The organism is Bradyrhizobium sp. TM102, from assembly GCF_009176685.1.
GTDB classification, from domain to species: Bacteria; Pseudomonadota; Alphaproteobacteria; order Rhizobiales; family Xanthobacteraceae; genus Bradyrhizobium; species Bradyrhizobium ottawaense.
This window is the reverse complement of record NZ_AP021855.1, coordinates 715,815-734,557: the sequence shown is the minus strand read 5'-3', so window position 1 is coordinate 734,557 and position 18,743 is coordinate 715,815. Positions and strand designations below refer to the sequence as shown.

General features: G+C 64.8%; 19 protein-coding genes. 12 read left to right on the top strand and 7 right to left on the bottom strand.

The features are described from left to right. Positions 1-79: 79 nt before the first annotated feature. Positions 80-886: an undecaprenyl-diphosphate phosphatase gene (locus GDN70_RS03510; RefSeq protein ID WP_028139439.1), complete on the bottom strand. Its 807-nt coding sequence runs from the start codon at positions 884-886 to the stop codon at positions 80-82. A 169-nt stretch (positions 887-1,055) separates the two neighbouring features. Here GDN70_RS03510 and GDN70_RS03505 point away from each other — a divergent pair, with 169 nt between their 5' ends. The 3 genes from GDN70_RS03505 to GDN70_RS03495 all read left to right on the top strand — a co-directional run bounded on the left by GDN70_RS03505 (position 1,056) and on the right by GDN70_RS03495 (position 3,871). Then, positions 1,056-1,748 (top strand): glutathione S-transferase family protein, encoded by a 693-nt coding sequence (locus GDN70_RS03505; RefSeq protein ID WP_028139438.1) that lies wholly within the window; start codon positions 1,056-1,058, stop codon positions 1,746-1,748. Continuing rightward, positions 1,697-2,872, top strand: coding sequence for a tRNA epoxyqueuosine(34) reductase QueG (queG, locus tag GDN70_RS03500; RefSeq protein WP_152102153.1), 1,176 nt, complete (start codon positions 1,697-1,699; stop codon positions 2,870-2,872). Before GDN70_RS03505 ends, queG begins: the two co-directional genes overlap by 52 nt. A gap of 201 nt (positions 2,873-3,073) precedes the next feature. Next, a complete protein-coding gene (locus GDN70_RS03495; RefSeq protein ID WP_028139436.1) occupies positions 3,074-3,871 on the top strand; it encodes an acyl-CoA thioesterase domain-containing protein in 798 nt (265 codons plus the stop codon). 132 nt (positions 3,872-4,003) lie between these two features. Here the strand turns inward: GDN70_RS03495 and GDN70_RS03490 are convergent, their stop codons facing one another. Beyond that, positions 4,004-4,471 (bottom strand): nuclear transport factor 2 family protein, encoded by a 468-nt coding sequence (locus GDN70_RS03490; RefSeq protein WP_038948622.1) that lies wholly within the window; start codon positions 4,469-4,471, stop codon positions 4,004-4,006. 29 nt (positions 4,472-4,500) lie between these two features. After that, complete coding sequence (locus GDN70_RS03485) at positions 4,501-5,286, bottom strand: carboxylesterase (RefSeq protein WP_038948623.1); 786 nt, start codon at positions 5,284-5,286, stop codon at positions 4,501-4,503. A gap of 246 nt (positions 5,287-5,532) precedes the next feature. Here GDN70_RS03485 and infC point away from each other — a divergent pair, with 246 nt between their 5' ends. Continuing rightward, entirely contained in the window at positions 5,533-6,072 is a 540-nt protein-coding gene (infC, locus tag GDN70_RS03480; RefSeq protein ID WP_080670072.1) for a translation initiation factor IF-3, read from the top strand. 195 nt (positions 6,073-6,267) lie between these two features. Here infC and GDN70_RS03470 read toward each other — a convergent pair whose 3' ends face one another. Further along, entirely contained in the window at positions 6,268-6,672 is a 405-nt protein-coding gene (locus tag GDN70_RS03470) for a hypothetical protein (RefSeq protein WP_038948624.1), read from the bottom strand. A gap of 271 nt (positions 6,673-6,943) precedes the next feature. Between GDN70_RS03470 and rpmI the strand changes: the two genes are divergently transcribed. Next, positions 6,944-7,144, top strand: a complete 201-nt coding sequence (gene rpmI, locus GDN70_RS03465; RefSeq protein WP_008143958.1) for a 50S ribosomal protein L35 — start codon at positions 6,944-6,946, stop codon at positions 7,142-7,144. A gap of 80 nt (positions 7,145-7,224) precedes the next feature. After that, positions 7,225-7,584 carry a 50S ribosomal protein L20 gene (rplT, locus tag GDN70_RS03460; RefSeq protein ID WP_027561620.1) on the top strand — a complete coding sequence of 120 codons (360 nt, stop codon included), beginning with the start codon at positions 7,225-7,227 and terminating at the stop codon, positions 7,582-7,584. An 11-nt stretch (positions 7,585-7,595) separates the two neighbouring features. Here rplT and GDN70_RS03455 read toward each other — a convergent pair whose 3' ends face one another. Further along, positions 7,596-8,015 (bottom strand): hypothetical protein, encoded by a 420-nt coding sequence (locus tag GDN70_RS03455; protein WP_038972317.1) that lies wholly within the window; start codon positions 8,013-8,015, stop codon positions 7,596-7,598. Between the two features lie 144 nt (positions 8,016-8,159). Here GDN70_RS03455 and pheS point away from each other — a divergent pair, with 144 nt between their 5' ends. The 4 genes from pheS (at position 8,160) to GDN70_RS03435 (ending at position 12,965) form a co-directional block, all read left to right on the top strand. Continuing rightward, complete coding sequence (pheS, locus tag GDN70_RS03450; protein WP_028139431.1) at positions 8,160-9,242, top strand: phenylalanine--tRNA ligase subunit alpha; 1,083 nt, start codon at positions 8,160-8,162, stop codon at positions 9,240-9,242. A gap of 104 nt (positions 9,243-9,346) precedes the next feature. After that, positions 9,347-9,793, top strand: a complete 447-nt coding sequence (locus GDN70_RS03445) for an endonuclease domain-containing protein (protein ID WP_038972301.1) — start codon at positions 9,347-9,349, stop codon at positions 9,791-9,793. Continuing rightward, positions 9,790-12,198, top strand: coding sequence for a phenylalanine--tRNA ligase subunit beta (gene pheT, locus GDN70_RS03440; protein WP_038972300.1), 2,409 nt, complete (start codon positions 9,790-9,792; stop codon positions 12,196-12,198). Before GDN70_RS03445 ends, pheT begins: the two co-directional genes overlap by 4 nt. Then, positions 12,195-12,965, top strand: coding sequence for a sulfite exporter TauE/SafE family protein (locus GDN70_RS03435; protein WP_038972299.1), 771 nt, complete (start codon positions 12,195-12,197; stop codon positions 12,963-12,965). The genes pheT and GDN70_RS03435 overlap by 4 nt, the downstream gene beginning before the upstream one ends. Positions 12,966-13,144: 179 nt before the next feature. On the opposite strand, the gene GDN70_RS03430 is transcribed toward GDN70_RS03435, so the two are convergent. Continuing rightward, positions 13,145-14,536, bottom strand: coding sequence for an NAD(P)/FAD-dependent oxidoreductase (locus GDN70_RS03430; RefSeq protein WP_152102152.1), 1,392 nt, complete (start codon positions 14,534-14,536; stop codon positions 13,145-13,147). A gap of 192 nt (positions 14,537-14,728) precedes the next feature. Here GDN70_RS03430 and GDN70_RS03425 point away from each other — a divergent pair, with 192 nt between their 5' ends. Beyond that, complete coding sequence (locus GDN70_RS03425) at positions 14,729-15,706, top strand: YiiX/YebB-like N1pC/P60 family cysteine hydrolase (RefSeq protein WP_038972297.1); 978 nt, start codon at positions 14,729-14,731, stop codon at positions 15,704-15,706. Between the two features lie 193 nt (positions 15,707-15,899). On the opposite strand, the gene GDN70_RS03420 is transcribed toward GDN70_RS03425, so the two are convergent. Continuing rightward, positions 15,900-16,175 (bottom strand): metal-sensitive transcriptional regulator, encoded by a 276-nt coding sequence (locus GDN70_RS03420; protein WP_007598521.1) that lies wholly within the window; start codon positions 16,173-16,175, stop codon positions 15,900-15,902. Between the two features lie 65 nt (positions 16,176-16,240). Between GDN70_RS03420 and GDN70_RS03415 the strand changes: the two genes are divergently transcribed. Then, positions 16,241-18,691, top strand: a complete 2,451-nt coding sequence (locus GDN70_RS03415; RefSeq protein WP_152102151.1) for a heavy metal translocating P-type ATPase — start codon at positions 16,241-16,243, stop codon at positions 18,689-18,691. Positions 18,692-18,743: the final 52 nt, after the last annotated feature.

The following is an 18,743-nucleotide window of genomic DNA, read 5'->3' as shown; positions in this document are numbered from 1 at the left end:
ACTGACTACCCATCAAAAGCTTATTTTGGGTTGAAAACGCCTGCCAGCCGAACTGCCGCAGCCGGATGGAACCAGACAGTTAACGCCCCAGCGCCAGCGCGATCAGGCCGAGCGTGCCGACGATGACGCGCCACCAGGCGAACACCACGAAGCCGTGCCGGGTGACATATTCCAGGAACGTCTTGACCACGATGATCGCGGTGATGAACGACACCACGAAGCCGATCGCGACGATGCCCATGTGGTCCATCGTCATCTCGGAGCGGTTCTTGTAGAAGTCGTAGGCGAACGCACCGATCATGGTGGGGATGGCGAGGAAGAACGAGAACTCCGCCGCCGCGCGCTTGTCGGCGCCCAGGAACATCGCGGCGACGATGCTGGCGCCGGAACGCGACACGCCCGGGATCATCGCCACGCACTGCGCGATGCCGATATAGAGATACATCAGCAGCGGAAACCTCGTGGCGTCATGCTCGCGCGGCTTGAGATCGAGCTTGTCGACCCAGAGCAGGATGGCGCCGCCGACGATCAGCGTGAAGCACACGACCCAGGGATTGAACAGCACGCTCTTGATGTATTTGCCGGCGACGAGGCCGACGATCACAGCCGGCAGGAACGCGACCAGCACGCCGAGCACGAAGCGGCGCGAATAGGTGTCGCCCGTGAAGAAGCCGATCACGACATCCCAGAGCTTCTTGAAGTACAGCCCGACGATCGCGAGGATCGCACCCAGCTGGATCAGAACCGTAAACGAATCCCAGAAGGCGCCTTCGCCGAGATGGAAGAAGCGTTCCGCGAGCAGCAAATGGCCGGTCGAGGACACGGGAAGGAACTCGGTCACACCCTCGATGATGCCGAGGATCACTGCCCGTATTGCGTCTGACATATTTACGGTCCATTTCGGCTGGAAAAGCGGGGCCCTTCTCGCCTATTCGCCCCCATGCCGCAATCGCAAAATGCGAAATCACGCCCTTGCCTCGCGGTTTTGAAGGACTAGTGTGGCGCCGCACAAACATTGATGGAATCTTAAGCACCATCAAATAGTCAAAGGCTTCATGTTTACGCTGTTTCATCATCCGTTCTGTCCGCATTCGCGTTTCATCCGCCTGATCGCGGGCGAATACGGGCTCGACCTCAAACTGGTGGAAGAGCGCAGCTGGGAGCGGCGCGAGGCATTTCTGTTGCTCAATGCGGCCGGCACGACGCCTGTGATGGTGGACGACGAGCAGCCGCCGATCCCGGGCGCTGCGATCATCGCCGAATATGTCGACGAGGCCTATGGCGCCGGGATGGGACCCAAGCGCCTGATGCCGGAAGCCATCGGCGAGCGTGTCGAGGTCCGCCGTCTGATGGCCTGGTTCAACGAAAAATTCTTCGAGGAGGTCTCGCATCCTCTCGTCACCGAGCGCATCTACAAGCGCTTCATGAGCGAGGAGAACGGCGGCGGGCCGCCCTCGGCCGACGTGATGCGCGCCGCCAAGGCCAATGTGCGCTATCATCTGGCCTATATCGGCTGGCTGGCGCAGACCCGTAATTTCCTTGCCGGCGACCGGCTCACTTACGCGGATCTCGCCGCCGCGGCGCATCTCTCGGCGATCGACTATCTGGGCGACGTGCCATGGAGCGAGGACGACGCAGCAAAGGCGTGGTACGCGCGGGTGAAGTCCCGCCCGTCGTTCCGTCCGCTGCTGAGCGAATGGCTGGCCGGCGTGCCGGCGTCGCGGACCTACGTGGACCTGGATTTCTGAATTCCGATCCGACTGAACTGAAGACGGCGCTCACGCGCGAGGCGCGGGCGCTCGGCTTCGACTGCATCGGCGTCACCGCACCTGGCACGATCGAGAGTGCCGGAAAATACTTCCTCGAATTCATCGCCTCCGGCGGCCACGGCGACATGGACTGGCTCGCGGCGCAGCCGGAGCGCCGGGTCGATCCGCGCGGGCTATGGAGCGATGTGCGCTCGGTGATCATGCTCGGCGTCAATTACGGCCCGGACCAGGATCCGCTCGCGATTCTCGAGCAGCGCACGCGCGCGGCGATCTCGGTCTATGCGCAGGGCGACGACTATCACGATCTCATCAAGAAGCGGCTGAAGGCGCTGGCGCGCTGGCTGGTCGCGACCGCGCCGTCGGACGTGAAGGTGTTCGTCGACACCGCAGCGGTGATGGAGAAGCCGCTGGCGCAAGCTGCGCATCTGGGCTGGCAGGGCAAGCACACTAACCTCGTCTCGCGCGAGTTCGGCTCGTGGCTTTTCCTCGGCGCGATCTACACCACGCTGGAGCTGCCGCGCGACGCTGCCGAGATCGATCATTGCGGCTCGTGCCAGGCCTGTCTCGACATCTGCCCGACGGCGGCGTTTCCCGCGCCCTACAAGCTCGATGCGAGGCGTTGCATCTCCTATCTCACCATCGAGAACAAGGGACCGATCCCGCACGAATTTCGCAAAGCCATCGGCAACCGCATCTATGGCTGCGACGATTGCCTCGCTGCGTGTCCCTGGAACAAGTTTGCGCAGGAGGGGCGCGAAGCCAAGCTCGCCGCACGCAGCGAATTGCGCGGGCCTGGTCTCGCCGCGCTGGCACGCCTCGACGACGCCGCGTTCCGCGCGCTGTTCACGAAATCGCCGGTCAAGCGCATCGGCCGCGATCGGTTTTTGCGCAACGTGCTGATTGCGATTGGCAACTCGGATGACGTGACGTTGTCGGAAGAGGCGCGGCGGTTGCTGGAGGATGCGAGCCCGCTGGTGCGTGGCGCGGCGGTGTGGGCGCTGGGGCAACTGGTGAGGCGGGAAGAGTTTGAGGCGATGAAGGCCGCTGCGTTAGACGACGAACGCGACGACAGCGTGCGTGAGGAGTGGCAGACCGTCGCCTAACCCACCGCCGTCATTCCCCGCGAAGGCGGGGAATCCAGTACGCCGCGGCTTCTCGATTTTGTCACGGCCGTCTCGGACTACTGGATCGCCCGGTCAAGCCGGGCGAAGACACCTGTTGTTGTGGCGAGAGCTTGCGCGCCTGACTCTCACGACGGCACCACCACCCTTGATTTCCCCGCGCGTTTCTTCAATCTCGCGCGCATGACAAACCTGCCTTTCTTCACCCGCAACAGTGATACATTCCATCCGACGGAAGCCGCCAACGGTCCGTGGGATCCGAAATCCCTGCATGGACGCGTCGTCGTCGGGCTGCTCGGCTTCGCCATCGAGGAGCGCCATTCCGGTCCCGAATTGGTGCCGGCGCGGCTCACCGTCGACATGTTTCGGCTGCCGACCATCGACAAGCCGATCGAGGTGACGACGCGTCTCGTGCGCGACGGCTTGCGCATCCGCGTGGTCGAAGCGGAATTCGTCTCCGGCGGTGTCAGCATGGCGCGGGCCTCGTGCCAGCTGCTGCGCAAGACGCAAAATCCTGATGGCAATGTCTGGTCGCCGCCGAACTGGGACGTGCCGAAGCCGGCCGACATTCCAAAACCCACCGATCCCAGGCTCGGCATGAACGGCAAATGGACGACGCGCCCCATTGTCGGTCATATGGGCTCGCTCGGTCCGCGAAGACTCTGGATGAGCGAGGTGCGCGAGCTCGTCGCGGGCGTGCCGATGACACCGTTCGTCCGTGTCGCAACGGGTGCGGATTTCGCAAGCCCCTTTGCCAATGCCGGCGACAACGGGCTCGGCTACATCAACAGCGACGTCACGATCTATCTGCACCGCCTGCCGGTGACGAACTGGATCGGCTTCGAGGTGGTGAACCACCACGCCACCGACGGCGTCGCGATCGGCGAATGCTGGCTCTATGACGAACAGGGCCCGATCGGCACCGCGACGGTGGCCGCGCTGGCGCAGCGCAAGCCGATGGCCAATCCGTCGAAGCGATAGACTATTCACCGTCATTCCGGGAACGCGCAGCGTGAGCCCGGAATCCATGCCGCCTCGCGCTTTGACGTCCGATGGATTCCGGGTTCGCGCCAAGTGGCGCGCCCCGGAATGACGATGGAGAGAGTTGCGCCTCTACTTCAAATGCCGCTTCATCTCCGGTCGTGCCTTCAGATCGGCGCCCTGCTTGGCGACGATCTTGGCAATCCGCTCCGGCGCAAACTTCAGGTCGACGAATGCCGGCGCGGTATTGGCGACCTCGTGATAGCTCACGATCTTGCCGCCCTTCAGTGTCATGATCGCAACGCCCTCGAACATCGCCCGCGCGCCGTTCGCTTCCGGCAGGGTCGAACGATAGCTGAAGGTATAGCGCGCATAGAGCGTGGTGCCGTCGGTGACGGGATCGTGCATGTCCCAGCGGAAATCGGTCGCCGTGCGATAGAACCAGTCGTCGATCATCGCGGCGATCTTCTCGTGGCCGGCGAAGGCGCCGTAGAACACGTCGTGATAGACGCCGTCCTCGGTGAACAGCTCGGCGAACGCTTTGCCGTTGCGCTGCTCGACCGCATCGCAGAAGGCGCGCAGCATGGCGGTGGTGGTCATTGGATTGCCTCCTGAAGGAAGAAGGCACTTCACCCGATCTCAGCCACCGCGGCAAGAATGCGCGCGATGTCCTGCGGGCGGGAGAGGCGGTGATCGCCGTCCTGGATCATGGTCAGCACGACGTCGTCGGCCGGCAGGCGATGCGTCAGCGCGAAAGCGTGCTGCCAGGGCACGTCAGGATCCTTCGCACCTTGCAGGATGCGGACCGGGCAGCCGAGATCGATGGCGCTGCCGAGCACGAGATGGTTGCGGCCCTCCTCGATCAGGTTCCGCGTGATCGGATAGGGCGAGCCGTCGCCATATTCGGACGGCCGCAGCCAGACACCCTTGGTCTCGATCTCCTGCTTCACCGCGGGCGAAAAATTCTTCCACATCAGCTCTTCGGTGAAGTCGGGCGCCGGCGCGATCAGCACGAGCCCTGCGAGCGAGGCCGCGCCAGAACGCTTCCTGATCTCGCGCGCGAGCAGCAGCGCCATCCAGCCGCCCATGGAGGAGCCGATCAGGACCTGCGGGCCATCGCAGAACCGTTCGAACACCGCCACGCACTCCTCCAACCAGCGTCCGATGGTTCCGTCGGCGAAATCGCCGCCGGATTCGCCGTGACCGGAATAGTCGAACCGGACCATGGCGCGGCCGTGGTCCCGGGCCCAGGCGTCCAGTGCCAGGGCCTTGCTGCCCTGCATGTCCGATTTGAATCCGCCGAGCCAGACCAGCCCGGGCCCCTGCCCGCGCCGGCTGCGCACCGCGATCCTGCGTGCTGAGGGGCCCTCACCCACATCGATGGAGTCGAGTACGGCATCAATTGCATGGCTCATGGAACGTTTAACCTGGCTGCGCGGTTTGAGCTGTCGGGTCGTATTCCGCAGCGCCGGAGACCGGCATTGTCCCTTTGGGACGCTTGCGGAACGGAAGCAAGGTGTCTATGTCGGTCAGCGTGCCCAGGCGTGGCCGAAATACCTCGCATTTGAGGGTTTTTCGTTTCGCGCACGAGCGAATTGCTTGCCGGCAAACGCATCTTCCTGCAAAATAGCAGCCTCTTTCACAACTTTGGAGAACCACCCATTCGCCGTCCCAATAAAGCCCCGCCCGTCGCCAGCAAAGATGGGCCGCGCATCAATGATGATATTCGCAATGCGCAGATCCAGCTGATCGATCAGGCCGGTGACAACAAAGGCACGGTCGAGACCGTCATGGCCATCCGGATGGCCCAGGAAGCCGGCATGGATCTGGTCGAGATCTCGCCGAACGTCAGCCCTCCCGTCTGCAAGATCATGGACTACGGGAAATATAAGTATTCGGCCCAGAAAAAAGCCGCCGAAGCCCGCAAGCGGCAGAAGATCGTCGAGATCAAGGAGATCAAGCTCCGCCCGATGATCGACGACCACGATTACGACGTGAAGATGCGCGCGATGCAGCGGTTCTTCGAAGAGGGCGACAAGGTCAAGATCACGCTGCGCTATCGCGGTCGCGAAATGGCGCACCAGGAGATCGGCACCAAGCTGCTCGACAAGATCAAGACCGACGTCGCCGAGCTCGCCAAGGTCGAGCAGGACGCCCGATTTGAGGGCCGTCAGGTCGTCATGGTTCTGGCGCCGCGCTGACGCCGGTTGCTTGGAACTCAAGAGTTCAACGGCCCGTCCGGATCTCCGGCGGGCCGTTTTGTTTTGGGCGAGGTGCGAGCCGCGAGCGCCGGGTGAGGGTTCTGTCCTCTTGGGGGTTCTCGCCAGCGGAGACACCCTCTCCCCAGCCCTTCCCCGCAAGCGGGGGAGGGAGCGCGCCATTTTTCCCGGCGACAGCTACGTCCTCGTCGCCTGCCAGGTGCCGCTGCACCGATCGCCGGAAATGATGCCCTTCCACGACCCTGTGCCGTTCACGCCGGCGAGCCGGCCGCCGCCGCTGGCATGGGACGCGCCGACCGAGACCTGGACCGCCACAGCACCGCCGCGATTGACCTTGCCGGAAACCCGGCCGCCGCCGGCGGACGACACCCGGCTACCGGTCACGGTGAAGGGGACGCTGTAACCGGAGCTGCAATTGCCCCGCGTGGTGGCGAAGGTGACGTTCCAGATGCCGTCATAGCCGCCGACCCGGGCATCGGCCGTCGATGGCAGCGCGGCCGTGGCGAGCACGGCCAGAAGCGCCAGATGGCGCGGACGGGCGAAAACAGTCGAAGAGGGAAGCGATCGGGAAAAATGGGCCATTTTGGTCCTGCTCCAGGCGACAGGCTTGCACATGAGGGTCGCAATGCCGGATAGTCGCCGGGCTGGTTTCGCCGGTTCATCGTTGCCAATCGGCCTGTCCTCTGTCATAAGCGCAGCCTTCATCGCCCGGCTGATTAAGGGCTGCCGTGGCGGTGTTTCGTGCGGGTTTCGCGCTTGTTCGAAAAACCTGAGCACAATCAACGCTCTAACGAGCATTTTTGACGGCCAGCCGCCTTCGCGGGCGGAACTCTGTGGCCATTAGGAGAGCCAAATGCCCAAGCTGAAGACCAAATCGGGCGCTAAAAAGCGCTTCAAGGTGACTGCCACCGGCAAAGTGATGTTCGCCCATCGCGGCAAGCGTCACGGCATGATCAAGCGGACGAAGAAGCAGATCCGTCAGCTGCGCGGCACCGCGGTGCTGTTCAAGACCGACGGCGACAACGTCAAGAAGTACTTCTTGCCGAACGCCTGATCGCGTCCACGATCATTGCCAACCGTGCCGCGTCTTGCGCGGCAATCCGATAACCAAAGTCATCTCTGAAGGATTTTGTCATGTCTCGCGTCAAACGCGGTGTGACCGCCCACGCCAAGCACAAGAAAGTCTACAAGGCCGCCAAGGGTTTCTACGGCCGCCGCAAGAACACCATCCGCGCCGCCAAGCCGGCCGTGGAGAAGGCCCAGCAGTACGCGTTCCGTGATCGCAAGCGCAAGAAGCGGACCTTCCGCGCGCTCTGGATCCAGCGCATCAACGCTGCCGTTCGTCCGTTCGGCCTGACCTACAGCCGATTTATCGACGGCATGGCCAAGTCCGGGATCACCGTGGACCGCAAGGTGCTGTCGGATCTCGCGATCAGCGAGCCCGCGGCGTTCCAGGCGATCGCCGAGAAGGCCAAGGCTGCGCTCGCTGCCTGAGCCCTGCGGCGCTAGCGGCCGGCTCTGCCGGCCTTCAGCGCACGTTGCGAGTAGCGCTGGGCGACCTCCGCCCGGCAGAAGGCCGTGGCCGAGATATACATGGTGCCGGACTTGCTCCGGTACTTCTGGTCGCAGACCCGCAACTCGCGCTGGTAGCTGAGCTTCTGTGGCGGCTGCAGCTGGCCGATGAAATCGGCCTCGCACTTCTTCTCGACCACCTCACCGAACTGTACGTCGCCGCTGGCGCCGTATGCGCAGGCCTCGAACTGCTTCATGGCACGCTCGCAGCCCGGCGCCGCGTTCAGGGCCACGACAATGTCATCCATCGACGTGGATTTGGCCTGGCATTCTTCGGCGGCGAGAGCCGCGCCTCCCAGAAAGCCTTCCAAGAGAACCAGGGTCGGGCCGGCCACCCAGAATCGCAAACGCATCGTCCCCTCCTTCGCGTTCAGGTTGGTGCCAGCCATGCCTTTGCGGTTCAAATGCCCCGCATTTACGACGTCCAATCGGCTTGACGTTCCGCCCCGGCTGCGGCCACAACCCGGCAGCCTTTTGCAAGTTTGAGGGATCCGACCGTGTCCGACCTCGCCAGTCTCGTTCAATCCATCCTCGCGCAGATCAGTGCTGCCGACGACGAAGCGGCCCTCGAAGCCGTCCGCGTCGCCTCGCTCGGCAAGAAGGGCTCGATCTCAGCCTTGCTGGCAACGCTCGGCAAGATGTCGCCGGACGAGCGCAAGACACAGGGCGCCGCGATCAACCAGGCGAAGGACGAGGTCACCCAGGCGCTCGCCGCCCGTCGCGACGTGCTGAAATCGGCGGCGCTCGATGCGCGGCTCGCGTCCGAGACCGTCGATGTCACGCTGCCGCTGCGCGATGCGCCGACGGAAGCCGGCCGTATCCATCCGCTGAGCCAGGTCTGGGACGAGCTGACCACGATCTTCGCCGACATGGGATTCTCGGTCGCCGAAGGCCCCGACATCGAGACCGACGATTACAACTTCACCAAGCTGAATTTTCCGGAAGGCCATCCGGCGCGCGAGATGCACGACACCTTCTTCTTCCATCCGAAGGAGGACGGCTCGCGCATGCTGCTTCGAACCCACACCTCGCCGGTGCAGGTGCGCACCATGCTGAGCCAGAAGCCGCCGATCCGCGTGATCTGCCCGGGCCGCACCTACCGCATCGATTCGGACGCGACCCACACGCCGCAATTCCACCAGGTCGAAGGCCTCGTCATCGACAAGACTTCGCATCTCGGCCACCTCAAATGGATCCTGCACGAGTTCTGCAAGGCGTTCTTCGAGGTCGACCACATCAACATGCGCTTCCGCCCGTCGTTCTTCCCGTTCACCGAGCCGTCGCTGGAAGTCGACATCCAGTGCCGCCGCGACAAGGGCGAAATCCGCTTCGGCGAGGGCGAGGACTGGCTCGAGATTCTCGGCTGCGGCATGGTGCACCCGAACGTGCTGCGCGCCTGCGGCATCGATCCCGATGAGTATCAGGGCTTCGCCTGGGGCATGGGCATCGACCGCATCGCCATGCTGAAATACGGCATCGCCGACCTCCGCCAGCTGTTCGACAGCGACGTTCGCTGGCTGAGCCACTACGGCTTCAAGCCGCTGGAGGTGCCGACGCTGGCTGGGGGATTGAGCTCGTGATGATCTGCTGGGACACGATCGCCCCAGCGGCGAGGACAGTCGGACTCCCTCTCCCGCTTGCGGGGGAGGGTTGGGGTGGGGGTCTCTCCTCGATGGGGTTGCCAATGGTCGATCCTGAACATCCGGACTGGAAGAAATCGGCCAAGCTGCGAGCCAATGCTCGCGCGCTCAGGCGCGATTCAACCGATGCAGAGCGAATCCTCTGGTCGGAGCTACGTGGCAACCGGTTGAATGGCGTGAGCTTCCGCCGCCAAGTGCCGATCGAGCACTATGTCGCCGATTTTGTCTGCCACGCAGCCAAGCTCGTCATCGAGCTCGATGGCGGCCAACACTTTTCGAATGAAGGCGAGCGCGCCGATGCGCGTCGCTCTGCCGTGATCGAAGCAAAAGGCTTCAAGGTACTCCGCTTCAGCAATCTCGATGTCATGACAAATCGTGGCGGCGTTCTCGAAACCATCGCGACCACCGTCGCGGAGAGAGCCCCCACCCCAACCCTCCCCCGCAAGCGGGAGAGGGAGCAGACCGTCTCCGTGGAGAAAAACCAGCCATGAAATTCACCCTCTCCTGGCTGAAGGATCATCTCGAGACCGACGAGCCGCTCGACAAGCTCGCCGAGAAGCTCACGATGATCGGGCTCGAGGTCGAGAACATCGAGGACAAGGCGAAGGCGCTGAAGCCCTTCACCATCGCGAAGGTAATCTCGGCCGAGCAGCATCCGAATGCGGATCGCCTGCGCGTCTGCATGGTCGATACCGGTGACGGCGGTGCGCCGGTGCAGGTCGTGTGCGGCGCGCCGAATGCGCGTGCGGGTCTCGTCAGCGTGTTCTCGCCGCCCGGCACCTACATTCCCGGCAAGGACATCACGCTGGGCGTCGGCACCATCCGCGGCGTCGAGAGCCGCGGCATGCTGTGCTCGGCGGCCGAGCTGCAGATCTCCAACGACCATGACGGCATCATGGAATTACCGCCGGACGCACCCGTTGGCGCCGGCTATGCCGAATGGGCTGCGCTTGGCGATCCCATGATCGAGATCAACCTGACGCCCAACCGGCAGGACTGCACCGGCGTGCACGGCATCGCGCGCGACCTTGCCGCCGCCGACATGGGCAAGTTCAGGGATCCCGCCATCAAGCCGATCAAGGGCGAGTTCGCGTGCCCCGTGAAGGTCACGGTCGAGGATTCCACGCTGTGTCCAGGCTTCGCGCTCCGCCTCGTGCGTGGCGTCAAGAACGGTCCGTCGCCGGAATGGCTGCAGAAGCGGCTGACCGCGATCGGGCTGCGCCCGATCAACGCGCTGGTCGACATCACCAACTTCATGACCTACGACCGCGCACGGCCGCTGCACGTGTTCGACGCCAGGAAGGTGAAGGGCAATCTCGTCGTGCGCCGCGCGCGCGAGGGCGAGACGCTGCTCGCGCTCGACGGCCGCACCTACAATCTCGATCCCGCCATTTGCGTGATCGCGGATGAGCACGGCGTCGAATCGCTCGCCGGCATCATGGGCGGCGAAGCCTCCGGCTGCGATGATGATACCACCGACGTGCTGATCGAATCGGCACTGTGGAACGAGATCAACATCGCCCAGACCGGCCGCAAGCTCGGCATCAATTCGGACGCGCGCTACCGCTTCGAGCGCGGCGTCGATCCGGCCTTCATGGTGCCGGGGCTGGAACTGGCGACCAGGCTGGTGATGGAGATGTGCGGCGGCACGCCGTCCGAGACCGTCGTGGTCGGCAAGGCCTTTGGCGATGACCGGGTGATCGATTTCCCGGTGACCGAGGTCAAGCGCCTCTCCGGCATCGAGGTGCCGCAGCCGGAGATGAAGCGCATCCTGACCCATCTCGGTTTCATGATGGCGGGCCCGGGGCCGGTGGTGAAGGTCGCGGTGCCGTCGTGGCGCACGGATGTGCACGGCAAGGCCGACATCGTCGAGGAGATCGTCCGCATCTACGGCGTCGACAAGGTGCCGATGACGCCGTTCGAGCGCGGCGAGGACGCGCGCAAATCGGTGCTGACACCGCTCCAGCTGCGCACCCGCCGCGCCCGGCGCGCGCTCGCAAGCCGCGGCATCATCGAAGCGGTGACCTGGTCGTTCATCACGAAGTCCGCGGCAGAATTGTTCGGCGGCGGCCAGCGCGAGCTCGAAGTCGCCAACCCGATCGCGTCTGATCTCTCCGACATGCGCCCGACGCTGCTCGCGGGCCTGATCGCGGCCGCACAGGCGAACGCCAATCGCGGCGTGAGCGATGTCGCGCTGTTCGAGGTTGGACAAATTTTCAAGGGCGATCGCCCGCAGGATCAGTTCATGGCGGCGAGCGGCGTACGCCGCGGCTTTGCCTCCTCGGAAGGTCTGGGACGGCACTGGTCGGGCTCGACCCAGGCTGATGTGTTCGACGCCAAGGCGGATGCGCTGGCCGTGCTGGCAGCCGCCGGCGCGCCGATGCAGGCGCTGCAGATCGTCGCCGGCGGTCCGGCATGGCTGCATCCGGGCCGCTCCGGCACGATCCAGATCGGACCGCAGAACGTGCTCGGGCATTTCGGCGAGGTGCATCCCAGAGCGCTCGAGGCGCTCGGCGCCGACGGCCCACTGATGGTGTTCGAGGTGATCCTCGACCGCATCCCCGAGGCGAAGAAGAAGCCGACCCGCGCCAAGCCCGTGATCGAGCTGTCGGCATTCCAGCCCGTCACGCGCGACTTCGCGTTCATCGTCGATCGTACCGTGAAGGCCGGCGACATCGTGCGGGCCGCGCAGGGCGTCGACAAGAAGCTGATCACCGGCGTGGACGTGTTCGACGTCTACGAGGGCAAGGGCATCGACGACGACAAGAAGTCGATCGCGATCGCGGTGACGATCCAGCCGCGCGAGAAGACGTTGACCGATCAGGAGATCGAAGCTGTCGCGGCGAAGATCGTGGCCGAGGTCACGAAGAAGACGGGCGGCACTCTTCGCGGATGACCCTGGCGGATTTTCTCCCGAAGGATGTCAGCCTCACCATCGCGATGGCGCTCTGCGCCGTCGCCTTCGTTTCCGGCACTGCACGCGGGTTCTCCGGCTTCGGCTCGGCGCTGATCTTCATGCCGCTAGCAAGCAGCATTGCTGCGCCACGGCTCGTCGCCGCCTTGCTTCTGGTGATCGATTTCGTCGCGGCGGCACCGCTGCTGCCCGACGCATGGCGGAAGGCCGACCGCAAGGCGACCGCGGTCATCGTGCTGGGCGCGCTGGTCGGCGTGCCCGTCGGCACCTATTTCCTCAGCGTGCTCGAGCCCGTCACCACGCGCTGGATCATCTCCTGCTTCGTCGCCGCGCTGTTGCTCCTCCTGCTGTCGGGTTGGCGCTATCGCGGCAAGGACCACACCTGGCTCTCGGTCGGCATCGGCGGCCTGTCGGGCTTCTGTAGTGGCCTCGCGCAGACCGGCGGCCCGCCGATCGTCGGCTACTGGCTCGGCCGCCCGATCGCGCCGATCGTCGCGCGCGCCAATATCGTGCTGTTCTTCGGCGCGTCGGATTTCTTCTCGACGGTCAGCTACGCAACCACGGGGCTGATCAGCCGCGAATCGCTCGCGCTCTCGCTGATCGTCGGCCCGGTCTATGCGATCGGCGTCGCATTCGGCGCCTCGCTGTTCGGCCGCGCCAGCGAAAAAGTATTTCGCGCGATTTGCTATGGTCTAATCGCGATGGCGGTGATCGCGGGACTGCCGGTGCTGGACGTGGTGTTGCGCTGATTATCTCCGCTGTCGTCCCTGCGAACGCAGGGACCCATACCGCGTGATCTATCGATAAGACACAAGTGACAGTCCCGACGACGATCTCTCAACTGCGAGGCTTCGTCAAACGTCTCCCTGTGGTTATGGGTCCCTGCGTTCGCAGGGACGACGGCGGAGTGTTTGGCGGCTTGATTGCCTTATTGCCGCGGCACGCGGCGCTTCTTCGTCGATTGCGTCGGCACATCCGCCGAATCGTCCTTGAGCGCACCGATCTTGCGCAAGGCTGCGTCCGCGGCGCGCTCGCCGCTTTCCCAGGCGCCGTCGACGGTGCCCCACAGCGTCTCGTGCGTGGCTTCGCCGGCAAGGAACACGTTGCCGATCGGCTCGCTCAGGATTTTTCGCGACAGCTGGCCGCCAGGGGAAGCCGCCGACATCGCACCCAGGACGTAGGGCGAGGCGGTCCAGCGCGTAGCGCTGGTCTTCCCGACGGCAGCCGCAGCCTCGCTACCGAACAATTTCGTGATCCATTCCCTGGCGAAGGCGACCATCGCCTTCTCGCCCTGCTCGGAGAGATCGCGGCCGAACGCGCCGCCGACGTCGATCGAGCACAGCGAGGAGCCGCCGATATTGGCGTACATCAGCGCCGTGCGCGCCGAATTGCTCTGCTCGATAAGGATATCGTCGCGCGACAGGCCGAGCGGATTGCCGGGCAATTGCAGCACGATCCGATCGTAGCTGCCGAGGCCCAGCTTTGACGCCGCGTCCAACGTGCGTTTGGGAAGGTCGGGCGTGAACTTGATCGCGCCCGATGTCAGCACGTTGGTCGAGACCGTGACGATGACGGCGCGCGCGGCGATCTTGCCGGCTTGCGTCTCCACGGTGACGTCGCGGTTGCTCCAGCTGATGCGGCTCGCCGGCGTCGACAGCGCCACCGGCGCCTGCTCGCCGAGCTTGGTGATCAGCGTGCCCAGGCCCTGACGGCAGGCGATCGCCGCGTTGCGATCCTGCGCGCGTCCCTTGTCGATCGCGGACAGCTCCTTCAGGTCCTTGCCCGCAAAGCCCGCACCCAGCATGAACTCGGCCGCGCCCGTCCAGTCGCCGAGATCCTTCGGCAGCACGGAGGCGCAAGAGGTATCCAGCTTGGCCCGCGAGGCATCGTCGATGGCACGATTGGCGCGCACCAGCGCCGCCAGGAATTGCTCGGTCTCGCCCGCGCGCGCGTTGCGGCGGCCGATGCGCATCTTCTGGCCCGATGGCGCCGGCAGCACGTCCAGCCCGACACTGCGCGCCAGCCGGATCATCGGATTGGTGTCGGGATTGTGCATCCAGCGCGCACCGCGGTCGAACGGCACCTCGAAGCTGGTGCTGTCGGTGATACAGCGGCCGCCGATCTGCGATGCCGCTTCCATCACGAGGACCTTGCGGCCCGTCGCCATGATGCGCCGCGCCGCAGCGATTCCCGCGGCCCCCGCACCGATCACGACGATGTCGGCCTCGCGCGGCAGGGGCGCGGCGGTTGCGCGCAGGACCGGCATTGCGGCGGCAAGACCCGCCGACGCCGAAAGGAAACCGCGGCGCGTGATTGTCATGTCATGGTTTCCGAGGACTTGCGGCGAACGGGAACAGTCAGCGAACCTTGCCGCATCTGATGTTGCACGGCAACCATCATGGTGAATCAATCGTGCCTGAAGTCACGGAGTGATGAACCGAATTGCAAGACGTTTCGACCATGATAGAGAAGGGAAAAAGACGGCCGCAAAAGGTCGTGGGGGGAGTTGGAAATGGGGACGGTCCTAGATTCAGTCGGCAAGCTGATTGCCGCGTACCTCTCCAAGGAGGTGCCGGGCTACGAGCCGTTCACGCCGAGCGACCCGGAGCACCTGCGCGGCGTGATCGAGCCCGGCGACGTGCTGCTGGTCGAGGGCAACAACCGCATCTCCGGCATCATCAAATATCTGACGCAGTCGACCTGGTCGCATGCCGCGCTCTATGTCGGCCCGGTCGAGGGCGCCGCGGAGGCCGACGGCGAACCGCATGTGCTGATCGAGGCCAATATCGGCGAAGGCGTCACGTCTGCGCCGCTGTCGAAATATTTCCCGTATCACACCCGGGTCTGCCGCCCGGTCGGGCTGTCCTACGAGGACCGCACCACGGTCTGCCGCTATGCGATCAACCGCATCGGCTTCGGCTACGACACCAAGAACATCGTCGACCTCATGCGCTTCTTGTTCCCGTTGCCGGTGCCGCAGCGCTGGCGGCGACGCATGATCGCGATCGGCTCGGGCGATCCGACCAAGATCATCTGCTCGGCGCTGATCGCGCAGGCGTTCGATGCGGTGCGCTATCCGATCCTGCCCAAGATCACCAAGGCCGGCAGCCGCGCCGCCCGCCGCGAGATCCTGCACATCCGCGATTCCTCGCTCTACATGCCCCGCGACTTCGACATCTCGCCCTATTTCGAAGTCGTCAAACCCACCATCGTGCACGGGTTCGACTACACCGCCCTGCACTGGGCCGACAAGCAGAAGCCGCTCGAGGAGGTAGCGGGCACATTCAGTGTGTTTCCAGAAACGATCAGTGCGCCGCCGCTCGTTCCTGAGGCGGTTGACGAAGAGGCGCCGGCTGAAATTCCGGCTGCGCAAGTGAGTGCACAGCCTGCGGTGACGGCTGAAAGCGTTCCCGGGCCTGTCCCGCTGCTGAAGAAGCTGGCGATGTACCGCCCGAGGCGCCGTGGCCGGGCGAGAGAAATTGCGGCGTAACCGCTGTCGTCCCTGCGAAAGCAGGGACCCATACCGCGTGATCTATCGAGTGGTCGCGGTAGACATACCGAACAACGAGTCTTCGCCAACATCTCCCTGGGGTTATGGATCCCTGCGTTCGCAGGGACGACACCGGAGTTATGGCGCGATCTCGCTCAACAACAATCATCACGAGCGCAGCGACGGTGAAAACCTACCGCTCCGCCCGTCCGATCACCGCCATCAGCTCCGCGATCTTCTCGCGTTGGTCGGCCTTGTCGCCGCTCGCGATCGCGTGCTCGACGCAATGGGCGACGTGGTCCTTGAGGACCTCTTCCTCGACCCGGCGCAGTGCGGCACGCACCGCAGAGATCTGCGTCACGATGTCGATGCAGTAGCGGTCCTCCTCTACCATTTTCGAGAGGCCGCGAACCTGGCCCTCGATCCGGCCGAGGCGTTTTCCGACAGATGCCTTGATGTCCTTGCGCATGGGGTCTATATACCCCTACCGGGTATGGGTTGCAAGACCCCGGGTACAAGGCCGGAGCAGGGACAATGAACGAACACAGGCATCATCAGGGCGGGGACGCACATTCCGGATGCGGTTGTTCCGCCAAAACGGAAGCGACCAAGCCGGCGGCGTCCTCCTGCTGCGGCGGGCACGGCAATCATGCCGGCCACGGCCATCATCACACGCATGACCATGGCGATGCGGCCAGCAAGGTGCACGACCCCGTCTGCGGCATGACGGTCGATCCCACGACCGCGAAGCACCGCTTCGACCATCACGGCGAGACCTTCCATTTCTGCTCGGCCGGCTGCCGCACCAAGTTTGCCGCCGATCCCGCAAAATATCTCGCCAAGGACAAGGCGCCCGAGCCGGAGATGCCCGCGGGCACGATCTACACCTGCCCGATGCATCCGGAGATCCGCCAGGTCGGACCCGGCAGCTGTCCGATCTGCGGCATGGCGCTGGAGCCGGAAGTGGCAAGCCTGGAGACCGGCCCCAACCCCGAGCTCGCCGACATGACGCGGCGGTTCTGGATCGGCGGCGCGCTGGCGCTGCCGGCCGTGGTGCTGGAGATGGGCGGCCATCTCGCGGGCCCGCACAATTGGATCGATCAGACGCTGTCGAACTGGATCCAGCTCGCCTTCGCCACCCCCGTGGTGCTATGGGCCGGCTGGCCGTTCTTCGTTCGCGGCTGGCAGTCGCTGCTGACGCGCAACCTCAACATGTTCACGCTGATCGCGATGGGCACCGGGGTTGCCTATGTCTACAGCATCATCGGCACCGTCGTGCCGCAGATCTTCCCCGCCACGTTCCGCGGCCATGAAGGTGCTGTTGCCGTCTATTTCGAAGCGGCTGCCGTCATCACCGTGCTGGTGCTGCTTGGCCAGGTGCTGGAGCTGCGCGCCCGTGACGCAACCTCCGGCGCGATCAAGGCGCTGCTTCAGCTTGCGCCGAAGACCGCGCGCCGCGTCGATGACGACGGCAGCGAGCACGAGGTCGAGATTGACGCGCTGCATGCCGGCGATCGCTTGCGCGTCCGTCCCGGCGAAAAGGTGCCTGTCGACGGCGTGATCCTCGAGGGCCGGTCCTCGCTCGACGAATCGCTCGTCACCGGCGAGTCCATGCCGGTGACGAAGGAGAGCGGCGCGAAGGTGATCGCCGGCACGCTGAACCAGTCGGGCAGCTTCATCATGCGCGCCGACAAGGTCGGACGCGAGACGCTGCTGTCGCAGATCGTGCAAATGGTCGCGGACGCGCAGCGCTCGCGCGCGCCGATCCAGCGGCTGGCCGATCAGGTCGCGGGTTGGTTCGTGCCCACCGTCATCGTCGTCGCGATCGCCGCCTTTGCCGCCTGGGCCTGGTTCGGACCTGAGCCGCGGCTGGCCTTCGGCCTCGTCGCTGCCGTCAGCGTGCTGATCATCGCCTGCCCCTGTGCGCTGGGCCTCGCAACCCCGATGTCGATCATGGTCGGCGTCGGCCGCGGGGCGCAAGGCGGCGTGCTGATCAAGAACGCCGAGGCGCTGGAGCGGATGGAGAAGATCGACACGCTGGTGGTCGACAAGACGGGCACGCTGACCGAGGGCAAGCCCAAGGTGGTCGCGATCGTGCCGGCGTCGGGTTTTGCGGAGGATGACATCCTCAAGCTTGCCGCCAGCGTCGAGCGCGCCAGCGAGCATCCTTTGGCCGACGCGATCATGCGCGCCGCCAAGGAGAAGCAGCTGGCCCTCGGCCAGGTCGAGCAATTCGACTCGCCGACCGGCAAGGGCGCGACCGGCAAGGTCGACGGCAAGACCATCGTGCTCGGCAATGCCAGATATCTGACGTCGATCGGCATCGACACTACCGCGCTCGACACTGACGCCGAACGGCTACGCCAGGACGGCGCCACCGTGATCAACATGGCCGTCGACGGCCGGCTGGCCGGCCTGTTCGCGATCGCCGATCCGGTCAAGGCCTCGACCCCGGAGGCGCTGAAGGCGTTAGCTGCCGAAGGCATCAAGGTGATCATGTTGACCGGCGACAACCGCACGACGGCCGAGGCCGTGGCGCGCCGGCTCGGCATTGCCGAGGTCGAGGCCGAGGTGCTTCCGGACCAAAAGAGCGCGGTGGTCACCAGGCTGCAAAAGGCCGGCCGCAGCGTCGCGATGGCCGGTGACGGCGTCAACGACGCGCCGGCGCTGGCCGCCGCGGAAGTCGGCATCGCCATGGGCACCGGCACGGATGTGGCGATGGAGAGCGCGGGCGTGACCCTGCTCAAGGGCGACCTTGTCGGCATCGTGCGGGCGCGAAAGCTGTCGCAGGCGACGATGAGCAACATCCGGCAAAACCTGTTCTTCGCCTTCATCTACAACGCCGCCGGCATTCCGATCGCGGCCGGCATCCTCTATCCCGCCTTCGGCGTGCTGCTCTCGCCGATCATCGCCGCGGCGGCGATGGCGCTGTCCTCGGTGAGCGTGGTCGGAAATGCGCTGCGGCTGCGGGCGACGCGGCTGTGAGGGGGACGAAATCCGTGTAAGACAGGTCCATTCAGCGGGTACGCGCGGAGAG